The following is a 13,716-nucleotide window of genomic DNA, read 5'->3' as shown; positions in this document are numbered from 1 at the left end:
CGGGGCCGTACGTCCGCAGCCCCTCCGTCCCGCCCCGGGACGGAGGGGTTCCGCATGCGCGCGGAGCCCCCTCCCGGCGGGTGGGGGTACAGTGCGGAGACCAGCAGATCCGTCCGTGAGGCCCCCCACGTGCTGACGCAAACCCACACCCGGGTCCTCGAACCCGCCGATCTCGGCGCCGCGCTCGCCGTCCTGGAGAGCGCCCCCGTCGAGAACGCCTTCGTCACCGCCCGCGTCCAGGCCGCCGGGCTCGACCCCTGGCGCCTCGGCGGCGAGATGTGGGGCTGGTACACCGACGGCCGGCTCCGCTCCCTCTGCTACTCCGGCGCCAACCTCGTCCCGCTCTGCGCCACCCCCGAGGCCGTCCGCGCCTTCGCCGAACGCGCCCGCAGGACCGGCCGCCGCTGCTCCTCGATCGTCGGCCCCGCCGAGCCCACCTCCGCGCTCTGGCGGCTCCTGGAACCCAGCTGGGGTCCCGCCAGGGACGTCAGGGCCTGCCAGCCGCTGATGGTCACCGAGACGCCCTCCGCCGAGATCGCCCCCGACCCGCTGGTCCGCCGCGTCCGCAAGGACGAGATGGACGTGATCATGCCCGCCTGCGTGGCCATGTTCACCGAGGAGGTCGGCATCTCCCCGCTCGCCGGCGACGGCGGACTCCTCTACCAGGCCCGCGTCGCCGAACTCGTCGGCGCCGGCCGCGCCTTCGCCCGCATCGAGGACGGCAAGGTCCTCTTCAAGGCCGAGATCGGTGCCGCCACCCGCCAGGCCTGCCAGATCCAGGGCGTCTGGGTCGCCCCCGAGCACCGCGGGAAGGGCCTCTCCGAGACCGGCATGGCCGCCGTCCTCCGGTACGCCCTCGCCGACGTCGCCCCCGTCGTCAGCCTGTACGTCAACGACTACAACACCCCCGCCCGCGCCGCGTACCGGCGCGTCGGCTTCCGCGAGACCGGCGCCTTCATGAGCGTGCTGTTCTGATCCCGGCGCGCCGTGCCGGTCCCCCGCTCCCCGGGCATCCGCCACGGAGCGAGGTGCCCCCGGACCCCGACCACTTGTAGGGTGCGCCGCATGGATGACGCACAGGTCGTGATCGGACCGGTCGAGCTCGCCGCCCGCGTGGACGAGGCCCTCGCCGTCCAGGCCGTCGCCTTCGGACTCGACGCCGACGAGGTCGCCGTACGCCGGCACATCGTGCTGCGCCACCTCATGAGCCCCGGCGCCCGCGCCCTCGGCGCCACCACCCCCGACGGCCGGCTCGTCGGCTTCGTGTACGGGATGCCCAACGACCGCACCCACTGGTGGTCGACCGTCGTGGAGCCGTACCTCCGCGCCAACGGGACGGACGACTGGCTCGACGGCTCCTTCGTCATCACCGAGCTCCACGTCCACCCCGACTTCCAGGGCAGGGGCCTCGGCCGCGGCCTGATCACGGCCATCACCGACACCGCGGAGGAGAAGCGCTCGATCCTCTCCGCGATCGACACCGACAGCCCGGCCCGCGCCCTCTACCGCTCCCTCGGCTACGCCGACCTCGCCCGGCCCGTGCACTTCCCCAGCGCCCCCCGCCCCTACGCCGTGATGGGCGCCCCCCTGCCGCTGCCCCGCCGGAACTGATTTCTCCGACCAGGGGCCGCCCGGCTAACCTCGGGGCCATCACCCTTTGTCCCGGCAGGAGTACGAGAACCATGGCCAACGCACCGGTCCAGCGCATGTCCCAGTTGATGGCGAAGACGCTGCGCGACGACCCGGCGGACGCCGAGGTCCTCAGCCACAAGCTCCTCGTCCGCGCCGGCTACGTGCGCCGCACCGCCGCCGGCATCTGGAGCTGGCTGCCCCTGGGCAAGAAGGTCCTCTCCAACGTCGAGCGGATCGTCCGCGAGGAGATGGACGCCATCGGCGCCCAGGAGGTCTCCCTCCCCGCGCTGCTGCCCCGCGAGCCGTACGAGGCGACCGGCCGCTGGGACGAGTACGGCGCGGAGCTCTTCCGCCTCCAGGACCGCAAGGGCGGCGACTACCTCCTCGGCCCCACCCACGAGGAGATCTTCACCCTCCTGGTGAAGGACCAGTGCTCGTCCTACAAGGACCTGCCGGTCATCCTCTACCAGATCCAGACCAAGTTCCGCGACGAGGCCCGCCCCCGCGCCGGCATCCTGCGCGGCCGCGAGTTCCTCATGAAGGACTCGTACTCCTTCGACACCGAGGACGAGGGCCTCGCCGCGTCGTACGGGCTGCACCGCCAGGCCTACCAGCGGATCTTCGAGCGCCTCGGCCTCGACTACCGCATCTGCGCCGCCACCGCGGGCGCCATGGGCGGCTCGAAGTCCGAGGAGTTCCTCGCCCCCGCCGAGGCCGGCGAGGACACCTTCGCCGACTGCCCGAACTGCGACTTCGCCGCCAACACGGAGGCCGTGTACCAGGAGGTCAAGGCCGTCGACGCCGCCGACGTCCCGGCCGCCGAGGAGATCCCGACCCCCGACACGCCCACCATCGAGACGCTCGCCGCCTCGCTCGGCGTCCCCGCCTCCGCCACGCTGAAGAACCTCCTCGTGAAGGTCGACGGCGAGATCGTCGCCGTGGGCGTGCCCGGCGACCGCGAGGTCGACATGGACAAGGTCGAGGCCCACTTCGCCCCCGCCGCCGTCGAGCTGGTCACCGAGACCGACTTCGCCGCCCGCGCCGACCTGGTCCGCGGCTATGTCGGCCCCCAGGGCCTGGAGAAGGTCACCTACATCGCCGACCCGCGCGTCGCCCCCGGCACGGCCTGGATCACCGGGGCCAACAAGGAGGGCACGCACGCGAAGAACGTCGTCGCGGGCCGCGACTTCGAGGTCTCCGCGTACGTCGACGTCGTCGTCGTCCAGGACGGCGACCCGTGCCCCAAGTGCGGCACCGGCCTCACGCTCGACCGGGCCATCGAGATCGGTCACATCTTCCAGCTCGGCCGCAAGTACGCCGACGCGCTGAAGCTCGACGTCCTCGGCCAGAACGGCAAGCCTGTCCGCGTCACCATGGGTTCGTACGGCGTCGGCGTCTCGCGCGCCGTCGCCGCCCTCGCCGAGCAGACCGCCGACGAGAAGGGCCTGTGCTGGCCGGCCGAGGTCGCCCCGGCCGACGTCCACGTCGTCGCCGCCGGCAAGGCGCTCCAGACCGAGCTGGCCCTGGAGGTCTCCGAGAAGCTCTCCGCCGCGGGCCTCCGGGTCCTCGTCGACGACCGCGCGGGTGTCTCCCCGGGCGTGAAGTTCACGGACGCGGAGCTGATCGGCGTCCCGAAGATCCTGGTCGCGGGCCGCCGCTCGGCTGAGGGTGTGCTGGAGCTGAAGGACCGCCGCACGGGCGAGCGCGAGGAGCTGACGGTCGCGGAGGCCCTCGACCGGCTCACCGCCTGATCCACCACGGTCCCGCCCCGGCAGACGTACGTCTCCGCCGGGGCGGGCCCGTTTCCCGGGAACTGCCGGGGCGTGTCAGGGCGCGGTGTCGTGCGGCGCGGGCTCCACGGAGGCGCCCGTCAGGTCCTCGACCGCGGACGACGCGTCCGTGAGCCCCCGCAGGTACGCGTCGCCGGTCAGCGCCTCCGTTCGCGGCCCGTGCTCCGGCGCCGCCTCCGCGCGGGGACCGTGCGCGGTCTCCTCGGGCTCGTGCGCCACCGGCGCCGCCCGGTCCAGGAACCGCAGCAGTTCCACCGGTATCGGCAGCACCAGCGTCGAGTTCTTCTCGGCCGACACGGCCATCACCGTCTGCAACAGGCGCAGCTGGAGCGCCGACGGCGTCCCTTCCATCTGCCGCGCCGCCTCCGCCAGCTTCTTCGACGCCTGGAGCTCCGCGTCCGCGTTGATCACCCGGGCCCGCCGTTCCCGGTCGGCCTCCGCCTGTCGGGCCATGGAGCGCTTCATCGTCTCGGGCAGGGAGACGTCCTTGATCTCGACGCGGTCGATCTGCACGCCCCACCCGATGGCGGGGGAGTCGAGCATCAGCTCCAGGCCCTGGTTGAGCTTCTCGCGGTTGGAGAGCAGGTCGTCGAGGTCGCTCTTGCCGATGATGGACCGCAGCGAGGTCTGCGCCATCTGCGAGACCGCGAACTTGTAGTCCTCGACCTGGACGATCGCCTCGGCGGCGTCGACGACCTTGAAGTACACGACGGCGTCCACGCGGACGGTCACGTTGTCGCGGGTGATGCCCTCCTGCGCGGGCACGGGCATCGTGACGATCTGCATGTTCACCTTGTGCAGCCGGTCCACCAGCGGAACGATCATGGTGAAGCCGGGCGTCCGCACGCCCTCGCGCAGCCGGCCGAAGCGGAACACGACGCCCCGTTCGTACTGCTTCACGACCCGGGCAGCCGCGCCCGCGTACGCCGTGGCCGCCACCGCTGCGCCGGCGGCCGCCATCAACAGCTCTTCGATCATCACGGCCCCCTCGGTAAGGGTTAGGGCCAGGGTATTCCCTCGGGGGTCGTCCCGCCGATCAGACGCCGTCCGGCGGTCCGGGGCGATCCCTCACAGCCAGCCCGCGAACTCGAGAAGCAGCTCCGCGTCCTGGCGGCGCCCCGCCGTCAGCGCGCGGGTGCCGGACTCGACCGCGCGGAAGAGGGTCCAGCCGCGCAGCCGGTCCCGGTCCACGTCGAGGGAGTCGGCCAGCTTGTTGACCCGCCGCCGGGCGGCCGAGGCCCCGGCCGAGGCGGCGACCAGGTCCTCGACCCGGTCGCGGACGAGCCGGGCGAGGTCGTAGGCCCGTTCGCCGACCAGCGGTTCGGGGCCGACGGCGAGCCAGGGCGCCCGGTCGCCCGCGAGGACCTTGCCCTGCCGGAAGTTGCCGTGCAGCAGGACCGTCTCGGCGTCCGCGGCGAGGAGCTCCTCGCGCGCGGCGAGCGCCGCCGCCGTCAGGTCGCCGGCGGCGGCGTCCGACCGGTGGGCCTCCATCGCGGCGGCCTGCGCGGTGGTCCGCTCGGCCACCGAAGGGAAGCCGTGCCCGGCCGGCGGCTCCACCCACAGCTTCCGTACGGTTCCGGCCGCCTCCAGGAGCGCCTTGGCCTCCGGCAGGGAGCGCAGCGACACCTCCGGGTGCAGCCGTTCGAGTACGAGGGCGGGGGCGCCGTCCCCGTCCCCGCCGTCCCCGTCCCCGTCCCCGCCGTCCCCGTGCCCGTCGCCGGGCGCGTCGGCGCCGGTCGTGTCGAGGAGGCCGACCGCGCCCCAGCCGTTCCAGTGGGCGAGCGCGTCCCGCTCCAGGTCCGGGCGGGTGAACGGCGGCGCGACCTTGAGGGCGGCGGGGGAGTCGTCGGCGCGGCGGACCAGCAGCACCAGGCTGGTGCGCCCGCCCGGGGCCATCACCCGGTCGGCGGTGAGCCCGGCCCCCGCCAGCGCCCGTTCGGCGGCGGTGGGCAGCGTCTCCAGCCAGGCGGCCGCGGCGGCGGACCCGTACGTCTCACCGAGCGCCCTCACGAGGCGCTGCGGCGGTTCGAAACCCATGCGTACGTCGTTCCTTCGGTCGGGGCCCGGCGGCTCAGGCCCGCTCGGCGAGCCCAGGAAAGGTTACGTCGCCGCCGCGCCAGCGGACGGCCCGTACCGCGGCCTCCCGGAGCGAGGCGGCAGCCTCGCCGCGCAGCGGGCCCTCGGCGGCCCGCACGAGGTCGGAGTAGACCCCGGCCACGCGGTCCTCCAGATGGGCGGCGAGCCGGACCGCTCCGGCCGGGTCGTCGACGGCGAAGGGCAGCCGGTAGGCGGCGGCCGACACGACGGGGGAGCCCCCGAGGTCCCGTACGGTCCGGCGCAGCGCGTCCCGGCGCGCCCGGTGGGCCTCGTGGGCGGCCCTGGCCTCGGCCCGGCGCTCTGTACCGATCCGGCCGCCGACGACCCCGTACCCGTACACCGCGGCGTGCTCGGCGGCCAGGGCGGCCTGGGCGGCGTCGAGGGCGCTCATCGGGGGGCTCCTTCGGTCAGCAGGTAGGCGTGGCCCGCGCCCGCGGCGGCCACGGAGGCGAGCAGCCGGGCGTACTCGGGGGGCGCGGTCAGGAGGGCGGCTGTGTGCGCGTCGGCGGCGGTCCGTTCGGCGGCGGCGAGCTCCGCGAGGGCGGCCGCGGGGTCGGCCGCCACCCGTACGGCGGGAGCCGCGGCGCCGGGCCGCGCGCTCGGCCGCGCGGACGGGGACGTCGTCGGGGAGGCGGTCGCGGGCCGTACCGTCGTGCCGCCCTCGCCGAGGGCCGCGGCGTGCGCGGCGACGGAGGTCCGCAGCGGGGTCAGCCGGGCGGCGAGGGCGGGGTGCGCGGCGAGCGTGGCGTCGTACCGCTCCAGGAGGGTCCGGCTGGTGGTCACGGACCGCAGGCGGAGCGCCGCCTCGGCGCGCGCCACCCGTTCGGCCTCCCGCTGGGCGGCGGTCGGCCGGCGCGGACCGGTGCCGCCGTCGGAGGTGCAGGCCGCGAGGGCCGCGGCGGCGGCCGAGGCCCCGGCCGCCAGGAGTGCGCGCCTGCCCGTCGTCGTCACGCTCTCTCCCTCGGTCGTCGGAGCTCCGGCTCGTCGAAGATCACCGCAGGCGAGCGTACCCGCGGGCCCCGGGGCGGTGGACGGCAACACCCTTCGGGACCGGATACCCTTGATCCGACACGCGACGAACCCACAACAGCACACGCGGCCGAGGAGTCACCCGGATGAGCACCACCCAGAGCGACAGGCTGCGCGGACTCATTGAGCCGCTCGTCCACGCGAAGGACCTGGATCTGGAAGAGATCGAGGTGTCCCGGGCCGGCCGCCGCGGACTGCTGAGGATCATCGTCGACTCGGACGAGGGCGTGGAGCTGGACGCCTGTGCCGAGCTGAGCCGCGCGATCTCCGAGAAGCTCGACGAGACCGACGCGATGGGCGAGGGCGAGTACGTCCTCGAAGTCAGCTCCCCCGGCGCCGACCGCCCCCTGACCGAGCACCGCCACTACGTGCGGGCCACCGGCCGGCTGGCCAAGCTGCAGCTCACCGAGGGCGACGACCTGGTCGCGCGCATCCTCGCCGTGGACGAGGACGGCCTCGACATGGAGGTGCCTGGCGTGAAGGGGCGCAAGCCCACCGCCCGCCGGGTCGAGTTCGCCGAGATCGCGAAGGCGCGTGTCGAGATCGAGTTCAACCGCAAGGACAAGAAGGAAGAGGAGGCGTAGCCGTGGACATCGACGTGAAGCTCCTGAAGGGCTTGGCGACCGAGAAGGAGATCTCCTTCGACCTGTTGGTCGAGGCGATCGAGTCGGCCCTCCTCATCGCGTACCACCGCACCCCCGACGCCCGCCGCCACGCGCGCGTGGAGCTGGACCGGCACACCGGTCACGTGACGGTGTGGGCGAAGGAGGACCCGGCGGACCTGGAAGAGGGCCAGCAGCCGAAGGACTTCGACGACACGCCGTCGGACTTCGGCCGGATCGCGGCGAGCACCGCCCGCCAGGTGATCCAGCAGCGGCTGCGCGACGCCGAGAACGACGTGACGTTCGGCGAGTACGCCCGCCGCGAGGGCGACGTCGTCGCCGGTGTGGTGCAGCAGGGCAAGGACCCGAAGAACGTCCTCGTCAAGCTGGACGACAAGCTGGAGGCCATCCTGCCGGTGCAGGAGCAGGTGCCGGGCGAGGACTACACGCACGGCCTGCGCCTGCGCACGTACGTCGTCCGGGTGGCCAAGGGCGTCCGCGGTCCGTCCGTCACCCTTTCGCGCACCCACCCCAATCTGGTGAAGAAGCTCTTCGCCCTGGAGGTGCCGGAGATCGCCGACGGTTCGGTCGAGATCGCGGCCATCGCGCGTGAGGCCGGTCACCGCACCAAGATCGCCGTCCGTTCCACCCGTTCGGGCCTGAACCCCAAGGGCGCCTGCATCGGCCCGATGGGCAGCCGCGTCCGCAACGTGATGGCGGAGCTGCTCGGCGAGAAGATCGACATCGTCGACTGGTCGGACGACCCGGCCGAGATGGTGGCGAACGCGCTCTCCCCGGCGCGGGTCTCCAAGGTGGAGGTCGTCGACCTGGCCGCCCGGTCGGCGCGGGTGACGGTGCCCGACTACCAGCTCTCCCTCGCCATCGGCAAGGAGGGGCAGAACGCCCGTCTTGCGGCGCGCCTCACCGGCTGGCGGATCGACATCCGGCCGGACACGGAGCTCGCGGGTCCGCAGGACTGAGATCACTTTTGGCCAACGACTGTTCGATTTTTGCCCCAAACGGGTGCGGTCGGTACGGGGAGGTAGACTTAATCGTGTCTGGCCGGACGCATGCCCGCGTGTGCCCTGAGCGAACCTGTGTGGGATGCCGGGAGCGAGCGGCCAAGAGCGATCTGCTGCGGATCGTGGTGAGCAAGGACGAGTGCGTTCCTGATCATCGCGGTACGCTGCCCGGCCGGGGTGCGTACCTGCACCCCGCCGTCGTCTGTCTCGACCTGGCGGTCCGCCGCCGGGCGTTCCCCCGGGCCCTCAGGGTCCAGGGACCGCTCGACACCGCGGAACTCCGTCACCACGTCGAGCAGGCAGCACCGCAGTGAAGAAGAAGTACGGCACGGATCACCGTGCGGTCAGGTACCTCGCGAGTTGGAAGTAGGTCGAGATTGCGATGAGCACTCGATGAGTACGCGATGAGTACGCCCATGAAGTAGAGACGGTCCGGCGGTAACCGGACCTCAAAGGAGCGAAGTGGCTAAGGTCCGGGTATACGAACTCGCCAAGGAGTTCGGTGTGGAGAGCAAGGTCGTCATGGCCAAGCTCCAAGAACTCGGTGAATTCGTCCGTTCGGCGTCCTCGACGATCGAGGCGCCGGTCGTGCGCAAGTTGACTGACGCTTTGCAGGGTCCCGGTGGCAACGCCGGCAAGACCGCTGCCAAGCCCGGCGCGCCCCGCAAGGCAGCGCCTTCCCCCGCCGCGCCGAAGCCGGCGCCGGCGTCCCCCGCGCCCTCCGCGGCGCAGGGCACCTCTCCTGCCCCCCGGGCAGAGGGGGCCCGTCCCGCCGCCCCGAAGCCCGGCGCGCCCACCCCGGCGCCCAAGCCCGCGGCGGCCGAGAAGCCCTCGACGCCGGCCCCCGGCCCGCGTCCGACCCCGGGTCCGAAGCCCGCGGCCGCGCCGAAGCCGGCGCCGGCCTCCCCGGCTCCGACCACCCCGGAGTTCACCGCGCCTCCGTCGGCTCCGGCCGCCGGTCAGCAGCGTCCCGCCGGCGCGACCCCGGGCCCCCGCCCGGCCGCCCGTCCGGGCCAGCAGGCGCCCCGCCCGCAGGGTCAGGGCGCGGCGCGCCCCGGCCAGCAGGCGCCCCGTCCGGGCGGTGCCCGTCCGGCCGGTCCGCGTCCGGGCAACAACCCGTTCACCTCGGGCGGCTCCACCGGCATGGCGCGCCCGCAGGCGCCCCGTCCGGGTGGCGGCGCGCCGCGTCCCGGCGGCCCCGGTGCCGTTCCGGGTGCCCCGCGTCCGCAGGGCGGCCCCGGTGGCGCCCCTCGTCCCCAGGGCGGCGCTCCGCGCCCGACCCCGGGTGGCATGCCGCGCCCGCAGGCTCCCCGTCCGGGCGGCGCGCCCGGCGGTAACCGTCCGAACCCGGGCATGATGCCGCAGCGTCCCGCTGCCGGCCCGCGTCCCGGCCCCGGCGGCCGTGGCCCGGGTGGCCCCGGCGGTCGTCCGGGCGGTCCCGGCGGCGGCGGCGGTCGTCCCGGCTTCACCGGTCGTCCGGCCGGTCCCGGCGGTGGCGGCGGCGGCTTCGCCGGCCGTCCCGGTGGTCCCGGTGGTGGCGGCGGCGGTCGTCCGGGTGGTCCCGGCGGCGGTGGCGGCGGCTTCGGCGGTCGTCCCGGCGGCTTCGGCGGCCGTCCCGGCGGTCCGGGTGGCCGTGGTGGCACGCAGGGCGCCTTCGGTCGTCCCGGCGGTCCCGCGCGTCGCGGTCGCAAGTCGAAGCGGCAGAGGCGCCAGGAGTACGAGGCCATGCAGGCCCCGTCCGTGGGCGGCGTGATGCTGCCTCGCGGCAACGGCGAGACCATTCGCCTGTCGCGCGGTGCGTCCCTCACCGACTTCGCGGAGAAGATCGGCGCCAACCCGGCGTCGCTCGTCGCGGTCATGATGAACCTCGGCGAGATGGTCACGGCCACGCAGTCCGTCTCCGACGACACGCTCGTCATGCTGGCCGAGGAGATGAACTACGTCGTCCAGGTCGTCAGCCCGGAGGAGGAGGACCGCGAGCTTCTCGAGTCCTTCGACATCGAGTTCGGCGAGGACGAGGGCGGCGAAGAGGCCCTGGTCTCCCGTCCGCCGGTCGTGACCGTCATGGGTCACGTCGACCACGGAAAGACCCGACTGCTCGACGCGATCCGCAAGACCAACGTCGTCGCGGGCGAGGCCGGTGGCATCACCCAGCACATCGGTGCCTACCAGGTGGGCACCGAGGTCAACGGTGAAGAGCGCCGCATCACCTTCATCGACACCCCGGGTCACGAGGCGTTCACCGCCATGCGTGCCCGTGGTGCGAAGTCGACCGACATCGCGATCCTCGTGGTCGCGGCCAACGACGGCGTCATGCCGCAGACGATCGAGGCGCTCAACCACGCCAAGGCCGCCGGCGTCCCGATCGTCGTCGCGGTCAACAAGATCGACGTCGAGGGTGCCGACCCGACCAAGGTCCGCGGCCAGCTGACCGAGTTCGGTCTGGTGGCCGAGGAGTACGGCGGCGACACGATGTTCGTCGACATCTCCGCCAAGCAGGGTCTGCACATCGACTCCCTGCTGGAGGCCGTCGTCCTCACCGCCGACGCCTCGCTCGACCTGCGGGCCAACCCGAACCAGGACGCGCAGGGCATCGCGATCGAGTCCCACCTCGACCGCGGTCGAGGTGCCGTCTCGACCGTCCTCGTCCAGCGCGGAACGCTGCGCATCGGCGACACGATGGTCGTCGGCGACGCGTACGGCCGTGTCCGGGCCATGCTCGACGACAAGGGCAACAACGTCGAGGAGGCGACCCCGTCGACTCCCGTCCTGGTCCTGGGTCTCACCAACGTCCCGGGCGCCGGCGACAACTTCCTGGTCGTCGACGAGGACCGTACGGCCCGCCAGATCGCCGAGAAGCGCGCCGCGCGTGAGCGCAACGCCGCCTTCGCCAAGCGCGTCCGCCGGGTGTCCCTCGAGGACCTCGACAAGGTGCTCAAGGCCGGTCTGGTCCAGGAACTCAACCTCATCATCAAGGGCGACGCGTCCGGTGCGGTCGAGGCTCTCGAGTCCTCGCTGCTCCAGCTCGACGTCGGTGAAGAGGTCGACATCCGCGTCCTGCACCGCGGTGTGGGTGCGGTCACCGAGTCCGACATCGACCTGGCCATGGGCTCCGACGCCATCGTCATCGGCTACAACGTCCGCGCCGCGGGCCGCGCGGCGCAGATGGCGGAGCGCGAGGGCGTCGACGTCCGGTACTACTCGGTGATCTACCAGGCCATCGAGGAGATCGAGGCGGCGCTCAAGGGCCTCCTCAAGCCGGAGTACGAAGAGGTCGAGCTCGGCACGGCGGAGATCCGCGAGGTCTTCCGCTCGTCCAAGCTGGGCAACATCGCCGGTGTCCTCATCCGCTCGGGCGAGGTCAAGCGCAACACCAAGGCGCGCCTCATCCGCGACGGCAAGGTCATCGCGGAGAACCTCAACATCGAGGGTCTGCGCCGCTTCAAGGACGACGTCACCGAGATCCGCGAGGGCTTCGAGGGTGGTATCAACCTCGGAAACTTCAACGACATCAAGATCGACGACGTCATCGCGACGTACGAGATGCGCGAGAAGCCGCGCGCCTGACGTACAGCGGTGAGCCGGGGCCGGTCGGCGGAGATTATTTCCGTCGATCGGCCCCGGCCGTTGCGTGTACGGTTTCAGGTGTCCTCGCCGGCTGGTCGGCGGGGCCACTGACCCCGAACCGGCGGGACATCCGGACACACATGTATGTGGGGACCCTGTCCTTCGACCTGCTCCTCGGCGACGTACGTTCACTGAAGGAGAAGCGCTCCCTCGTCAAACCGATCGTCGCCGAGCTCCAGCGGAAATTCGCGGTGAGCGTGGCGGAGGTCAGCGGCCAGAACCTCCATCGGCGCGTCGAGATCGGCGTCGCCATGGTGTCGGGGGACCCGGCCCACCTCAGCGGGGTCCTCGACCGCTGCGAGCGGCTGGTGGCCGCCCGGCCGGAGGTGGAACTGCTGTCGGTGCGACGCAGGCTCCACACTGATGAAGACTGACAGAGCAAGGCAAAGAAGGAGAAGGACCAGTGGCCGACAACGCGCGGGCGAAGAAGCTGGCGGACCTCATCCGGGAGGTGGTCGCCGAGAAGCTGCAGCGCGGCATCAAGGACCCGCGCCTGGGTACGCACGTGACCATCACGGACACCCGCGTCACCGGTGACCTGCGGGAGGCCACGGTCTTCTACACGGTCTACGGCGACGAGGAGGACCGGGCGAGCGCCGCCGCGGGCCTGGAGAGCGCCAAGGGCATCCTCCGTTCGGCCGTGGGCCGTGCGGCGGGGACGAAGTTCACCCCGACCCTGGCGTTCGTGGCCGACGCCCTCCCCGAGAACGCGCGGACCATCGAGGACCTCCTCGACAAGGCGCGGGCCTCCGACGCCCAGGTGCGGCAGGCCTCCTCCGGTGCCGCCTTCGCGGGTGAGGCCGACCCCTACAAGAAGCAGGGCGAGGACGAAGCCGCCGAATGAGCACCGCAGAAAAGACCCCCCCGGCCACCGCCGGGAGGGGTCCCCTCGACGGCCTCGTCATCGTCGACAAGCCGTCGGGCTTCACGTCCCACGACGTCGTGGCCAAGATGCGGGGGATCGCCAGGACCCGCCGCGTCGGCCACGCCGGCACGCTCGACCCCATGGCCACGGGCGTCCTCGTCCTCGGCGTGGAGCGGGCGACCAAGCTCCTCGGTCACCTCGCGCTGACCGAGAAGGAGTACCTGGGCACCATCCGCCTGGGCCAGACCACCGTCACCGACGACGCCGAGGGCGAGATCACGGCGTCGGTCGACGCGTCGAAGGTCACCCGCGAGCAGATCGACGCGGGCGTGGCCGAACTGACCGGCGACATCATGCAGGTGCCGTCCAAGGTCTCGGCCATCAAGATCGACGGCAAGCGGTCGTACGCGCGCGTGCGCGGCGGCGAGGAGTTCGAGATCCCGGCCCGCCCGGTCACCGTCTCCTCGTTCCGGGTGTACGACGTGCGGGAGGCCACCGCGGAGGACGGCACCCCGGTCGTCGACCTGGTGGTCTCGGTGGTCTGCTCCTCCGGCACGTACATCCGGGCGCTCGCCCGGGACCTCGGCGCCGGGCTCGGCGTGGGCGGCCATCTGACCGCGCTGCGCCGCACCCGGGTCGGCCCGTACAAGCTGGACACGGCGAAGACCCTCGACCAGCTCCAGGAGGAGCTGACGGTCATGCCGGTCGCCGAGGCGGCCGAGGCGGCGTTCCCGCGCTGGGACGTCGACGAGAAGCGGGCCCGGCTCCTCCTGAACGGGGTCAGGCTGGAGATGCCCGCGTACCCGAAGGGGCCCGTCGCGGTCTTCGGGCCGGGCGGCACGCTGCTCGCGCTCGTCGAGGAGCAGCGGGGCAAGGCCAAGAGCCTCGCCGTCTTCGGCTGACGGCCGGCGCCCCGGCCGGGACCGGGGCTGTGGGACACGGTGGGGCGGGCACGCACGCAGCCGCGCGATGCGGTACTCGTCCTCGTGCGCTCGGCCGTGCTCACTCATCGCGGGTCACCTCCCTCCTCCGCCGCACGCTCCGTCTCCCCC

Annotated in this window: 14 protein-coding genes; 10 read left to right on the top strand and 4 right to left on the bottom strand. The window is 73.0% G+C overall.

What is annotated here, in order from left to right; translation table 11 throughout:
- The first annotated feature begins 129 nt into the window (after window positions 1–129).
- The 3 genes from ACWDVG_RS20460 to ACWDVG_RS20450 all read left to right on the top strand — a co-directional run bounded on the left by ACWDVG_RS20460 (window position 130) and on the right by ACWDVG_RS20450 (window position 3,383).
- Entirely contained in the window at window positions 130–975 is an 846-nt protein-coding gene (locus ACWDVG_RS20460) for a GNAT family N-acetyltransferase (RefSeq protein WP_451700707.1), read from the top strand.
- A gap of 90 nt (window positions 976–1,065) precedes the next feature.
- Window positions 1,066–1,611, top strand: a complete 546-nt coding sequence (locus ACWDVG_RS20455) for a GNAT family N-acetyltransferase (RefSeq protein WP_451700706.1) — start codon at window positions 1,066–1,068, stop codon at window positions 1,609–1,611.
- 71 nt (window positions 1,612–1,682) lie between these two features.
- Window positions 1,683–3,383, top strand: a complete 1,701-nt coding sequence (locus ACWDVG_RS20450) for a proline--tRNA ligase (protein ID WP_451700705.1) — start codon at window positions 1,683–1,685, stop codon at window positions 3,381–3,383.
- A 75-nt stretch (window positions 3,384–3,458) separates the two neighbouring features.
- On the opposite strand, the gene ACWDVG_RS20445 is transcribed toward ACWDVG_RS20450, so the two are convergent.
- From ACWDVG_RS20445 to ACWDVG_RS20430, 4 genes are all read right to left on the bottom strand, one after another.
- Window positions 3,459–4,400, bottom strand: a complete 942-nt coding sequence (locus ACWDVG_RS20445) for a slipin family protein (RefSeq protein ID WP_451700704.1) — start codon at window positions 4,398–4,400, stop codon at window positions 3,459–3,461.
- Between the two features lie 90 nt (window positions 4,401–4,490).
- Window positions 4,491–5,459, bottom strand: a complete 969-nt coding sequence (locus ACWDVG_RS20440) for an aminoglycoside phosphotransferase family protein (protein WP_451700703.1) — start codon at window positions 5,457–5,459, stop codon at window positions 4,491–4,493.
- Window positions 5,460–5,493: 34 nt separating this feature from the next.
- Window positions 5,494–5,910: a ferritin-like domain-containing protein gene (locus ACWDVG_RS20435; protein WP_451700702.1), complete on the bottom strand. Its 417-nt coding sequence runs from the start codon at window positions 5,908–5,910 to the stop codon at window positions 5,494–5,496.
- Window positions 5,907–6,470 (bottom strand): hypothetical protein, encoded by a 564-nt coding sequence (locus tag ACWDVG_RS20430; RefSeq protein WP_451700701.1) that lies wholly within the window; start codon window positions 6,468–6,470, stop codon window positions 5,907–5,909. Before ACWDVG_RS20430 ends, ACWDVG_RS20435 begins: the two co-directional genes overlap by 4 nt.
- 164 nt (window positions 6,471–6,634) lie before the next feature.
- On the opposite strand from ACWDVG_RS20430, the gene rimP reads away from it, so the two are divergent.
- The 7 genes from rimP to truB all read left to right on the top strand — a co-directional run bounded on the left by rimP (window position 6,635) and on the right by truB (window position 13,566).
- Complete coding sequence (gene rimP, locus ACWDVG_RS20425; protein ID WP_451700700.1) at window positions 6,635–7,132, top strand: ribosome maturation factor RimP; 498 nt, start codon at window positions 6,635–6,637, stop codon at window positions 7,130–7,132.
- 2 nt (window positions 7,133–7,134) lie between these two features.
- Window positions 7,135–8,130, top strand: a complete 996-nt coding sequence (nusA, locus tag ACWDVG_RS20420; protein WP_451700699.1) for a transcription termination factor NusA — start codon at window positions 7,135–7,137, stop codon at window positions 8,128–8,130.
- A 74-nt stretch (window positions 8,131–8,204) separates the two neighbouring features.
- A complete protein-coding gene (locus ACWDVG_RS20415) occupies window positions 8,205–8,486 on the top strand; it encodes a YlxR family protein (protein ID WP_451700698.1) in 282 nt (93 codons plus the stop codon).
- Between the two features lie 148 nt (window positions 8,487–8,634).
- On the top strand, window positions 8,635–11,739 hold the full coding sequence (infB, locus tag ACWDVG_RS20410) for a translation initiation factor IF-2 (RefSeq protein ID WP_451700697.1): 3,105 nt from the start codon (window positions 8,635–8,637) through the stop codon (window positions 11,737–11,739).
- Between the two features lie 140 nt (window positions 11,740–11,879).
- Window positions 11,880–12,173 (top strand): DUF503 domain-containing protein, encoded by a 294-nt coding sequence (locus ACWDVG_RS20405; protein WP_451700696.1) that lies wholly within the window; start codon window positions 11,880–11,882, stop codon window positions 12,171–12,173.
- A 29-nt stretch (window positions 12,174–12,202) separates the two neighbouring features.
- The gene (gene rbfA / locus ACWDVG_RS20400) at window positions 12,203–12,643 is read left to right on the top strand and encodes a 30S ribosome-binding factor RbfA (RefSeq protein ID WP_451700694.1); all 441 of its coding nucleotides are present in this window, start codon (window positions 12,203–12,205) and stop codon (window positions 12,641–12,643) included.
- The gene (gene truB, locus ACWDVG_RS20395; RefSeq protein ID WP_451700693.1) at window positions 12,640–13,566 is read left to right on the top strand and encodes a tRNA pseudouridine(55) synthase TruB; all 927 of its coding nucleotides are present in this window, start codon (window positions 12,640–12,642) and stop codon (window positions 13,564–13,566) included. Before rbfA ends, truB begins: the two co-directional genes overlap by 4 nt.
- Window positions 13,567–13,716: the final 150 nt, after the last annotated feature.

This window comes from Streptomyces sp. NPDC003327, assembly GCF_053589515.1.
This window is presented reverse-complemented; position numbering and strand designations above follow the sequence as displayed.